A 2,646-nucleotide genomic window follows, 5' to 3' on the forward strand; every position below is an offset into this window, starting at 1 on the left:
TCGCCGACCGGGTGGCCTCCCTGCTGGTGGCGACGGTCGGCGAGGCCGTCGGCGTGACCGTCGACGGCTCCACGTCCGGCATCGTCTCGGTCCTGGTGTTCGGCGCGGGTACCAACTACGCGTTGCTGTTGGTCTCCAGGTACCGCGAAGAGCTGCGGCGGACCGAGAACCGGCGACAGGCGTTGCGTGATGCCTACCGGGGAGCGGTCCCCGCCATCATCGCCAGCAACATCACCGTGGTGCTGGCACTGCTGATGCTGTTGCTCGCGACCCTGCCCAACTACCGTTCGCTCGGGCTCTCCGCGGCCGTCGGCCTGCTCGTCGCCCTGGCGTACGCCCTCGTGGCACTGCCGGCTGCGCTGGCCGTGTGCGGTCGTGGGTTGTTCTGGCCTTTCGTCCCCCGGCCGCACCGTGACTCCGAGCGCACGGGCAGGGACACGAACAGTGGCACGGGCTCCGGCGCGCGCTCCCGGCTCACCGCCGCCACGACCCCCGAGGACTTCCGCGAGGACGTCCCGTCCGGCATCTGGGGCCGCATCGCCTCCGGTGTGGTCAGGCGTCCCGTCCGCGTCCTGATCTCGTGCGTGCTGATCCTGGTGATCCTCGCGTTCGGGCTTCTGGGCACCCGGATCGGTCTGAGCCAGACCGAGCAGTTCCGCACGCCGTCCGAAGCCGCGGCCGGTCTGGAGACCGCCGCCGAGCACTTCCCGGCCGGCGTCACGGACCCGGTCACCGTGCTCACCCGCACCGGCACGGAGGCGCAGGTCACGGAGGTGGCCGAGGGCGTGGAGGGCGTGGTGTCCGCCATGCCGGCCGGTGAGTCGGGGACCGGGTGGAGCCGCATCACGGTGACCCTCGACGCCGCCCCCGCGACCGACCGGTCGGAGGACAGCGTGGTGGCGTTGCGCTCCGCGGTCGACCAGGTCCCCGGATCCGAGGCGATCGTCGGCGGATCGGTGGCCGAGGGCGTCGACACCTCCGACGGGAACCTCCGCGACCTCGCGCTGATCGCACCGCTCATCCTCCTTGTGGTGTTCGTCGTCCTGGTCCTGGCGCTACGGGCGTTGATCGCGCCGCTGCTGCTGCTGGGCGCGACGGTGTTGTCGTCGCTCGCGGCGCTCGGGCTGGGGACCTTCGTCACCACCCAGATCCTGGGCTTCCCCGGCCTGGACGTGTCGGTCCCGCTGTACAGCTTCCTGTTCCTCGTCGCCCTGGGCGTGGACTACTCGGTGTTCCTGATCATCCGCTCCCGGGAGGAGGCGGCCACGCACTCGACCCGCGAGGCCATGGTCCGGGCGGTCGCCCTCACCGGCGGCGTGATCACCTCCGCGGGAATCGTGCTGGCCTCGGTGTTCGTGGTGCTGGGCGTCCTGCCGTTGATCGTGCTCACCCAGGTCGGCGTGATCGTGGCCCTCGGCGTCCTGCTGGACACCTTCGTCGTGAGGACCCTCGTGGTGCCGGCTCTGTTCACCCTGGTCGGGGAGCGGGTCTGGTGGCCTGGCGATCCCCGACGCGGCGTCACGCCCGCGGGCGAGCCCACCACCGGCGGTTCAGACGCATCCGCATCCGCAGCCACGGCTCCGGCCGACTCCGCTCCAGCCCGCACCGCCGACACGAAGGAGTTCCACCCATGACCACCTCGCGCCGTTCCCGGGTCCGTTCACTCGTCACCGCCCTCGCGGTGGTTCCGCTCCTGGCGGCGGGGCTCGGGGCCGCCCCCGCAGCCGGGGCCCAGGACCTCACCGACGGGGGCCGCCTCGGCGGGGGCTCCTCGCAGCTGGTGCTGCCCGACGGCATCGCGGTGGGGTCGATCGGCGGCCCCGAGCTGCAGCAGGTCGGATATGTGGATCCCGACCGTTTCGTGGGCACCTGGTACCAGGTCGCGGCGATCCCGCAGCCGTATACCCTGCAGTGCACCAACGACACGACCGCCGAGTACGCGCGGATCTCGCCCGACACGATCTCGGTACGTAACTCCTGCGGCTCGGCGATCAGCTCCGACTCGGTGATCGAGGGGGAGGCGACGATCCGCGACACCGACACCAACGCCTCCCTGCGCGTGAACTTCCCCCAGGTGCCGTTCCAGGACGAGAACGGTCCGGTCAACTACCGCATCACCTACCTCGCCGACGACTACTCGGTGGCGGTCGTCGGCGACCCGAGCCGGTCCTCCGGCTTCGTGTTGAGCCGGGACCCCGCCCTGGGGGCGGACCAGTGGTCCACCGTCCGTGACGTCGTCGAGTCGCGCGGCTGGTGGCCCTGCGCGTTCCTGACCGTTCCCATGGCCGGTGGGCGGGGCGACGTCACCCCGCTGTGCCTGCTCCCCTGAGAGACGGACCGATGAGCATCGACCTCAGTTGTACGATCCGGGCCGGCGCGGACGAGGCGTGGGATTATCTCGCCTCGCCGGGTGCCTTCGTCCGGATCTCCCCGCCGTTCATGCCGCTGCGGCCCGTGAGCCAGGCCGACTCGCTGCGGGACGGTGTGGCCGTGCTCGAGCCGAGGTCCGCGCTCCCCGGTCCGTTGGGGACGCGGTTCGGCCCGCGCTGGGTCGCGCAGCACGACCCCGCCGGGTACGTCGAGGGTGAGCGGTTCGTGGACCGCTGCGTCTCCCAGCCCTACGCGGGTCTCACGGGGTGGGTCCAC

At 71.7% G+C, this 2,646-nt stretch carries 2 protein-coding genes and 1 pseudogene; all 3 read left to right on the forward strand.

All coding sequences use genetic code 11. The annotated features are described in order from the left end of the window. A partial coding sequence (locus G6020_RS15300) for an MMPL family transporter (protein WP_241732761.1) occupies nt 1-1,634 on the forward strand: 1,634 nt, incomplete at its 5' end. After that, complete coding sequence (locus tag G6020_RS15305; RefSeq protein WP_179523650.1) at nt 1,631-2,329, forward strand: lipocalin family protein; 699 nt, start codon at nt 1,631-1,633, stop codon at nt 2,327-2,329. The genes G6020_RS15300 and G6020_RS15305, both read left to right, overlap by 4 nt. 11 nt (nt 2,330-2,340) lie before the next feature. Then, nucleotides 2,341-2,646, forward strand: a pseudogene (locus G6020_RS15310) (TIGR01777 family protein); the annotation flags it as partial.

This window comes from Dietzia sp. B19, assembly GCF_014145155.1.
GTDB classification, from domain to species: Bacteria; Actinomycetota; Actinomycetes; order Mycobacteriales; family Mycobacteriaceae; genus Dietzia; species Dietzia natronolimnaea.